The sequence below is a fragment of the Vibrio sp. Y176 genome, from assembly GCF_033438945.1.
The window spans coordinates 1-836 of sequence record NZ_JAWOQS010000285.1 but is presented as its reverse complement, the minus strand read 5'-3'; the positions used below and the strand labels follow the sequence as shown (position 1 = coordinate 836).

Sequence of the window (836 nt, the reverse complement as noted above, 5' to 3'; positions counted from 1 at the left end):
CCGTCAAGCTGACATCCTCTCTTTATTTACCTTCATCGCTTTTCTGGTCGGAATTTATAGCTTAATTAAGTGGTTCAAGCATGGACACGAAAGCTTGATCTTAACTTCTGTCATTCTGATTACTCTTGAGCTTGTTTCCGCTTCTAGTCTCAAATGGTTTAAGCAACCTGCGTTATCACTTAACCTTGGTTTTGTCGGGATGTCGGTGCATGCACTCAATATCATTTATCAAAGTGGTGGTGTGGTTGATTCAACTCAAACTTATTGGGTGCCTTTGTTGGTTGTCGCTTTCTTCTTATCTGGCACTCGTCTTATCGCTATTGCTTGGAGTGGCGTGGTGATTGCCATTTCCGCCTTAATGACACATCAGCATGTTTCGGGTTTTGAGTTTCCTCAACTGGTATTATCGGAAGCTTCTCAGAGATTAGAAATTTGGTCTGGTACCGTATTGCCGCTGGTGGTGATTTGTATCGCTCAGGCATTTACTGCTAAGCAACGTGATGATGCGATTGAAAATGCCGAAGCAGCAAAAGTCGAGAGTGAGCAAGTCGCCAAAAAAGCAACAGAAGGTGAACTGCATCTGGCTGAAGTATTGGAACAAGCTAATTTAAATTCGATAGAGCTGAAATCTGTTTCGCAAGCGCTTGATGAGCAATCGTCGCAGTTGGATGAGCAAGTCAATGCACTCAACGTGAATAGTGAATCTCAAGCAAGTGCGGCAGAGCAAATGAGCCAACAAGTACATCACATGGCCACAGGGATTGAAGAGTCGAGCAAGTTTGTGGAAGAGCTGCGCGAGAAGAGTGAAGACGTTCATCAACAAGCAGAGAAAAGCT

Annotated in this window: 1 protein-coding gene; it reads left to right on the top strand. The window is 44.0% G+C overall.

The features are described 5' to 3' along the window. Positions 1–836: chemotaxis protein (locus R7O13_RS25595; protein WP_318305039.1), on the top strand; the 836-nt coding region annotated here is incomplete at both ends.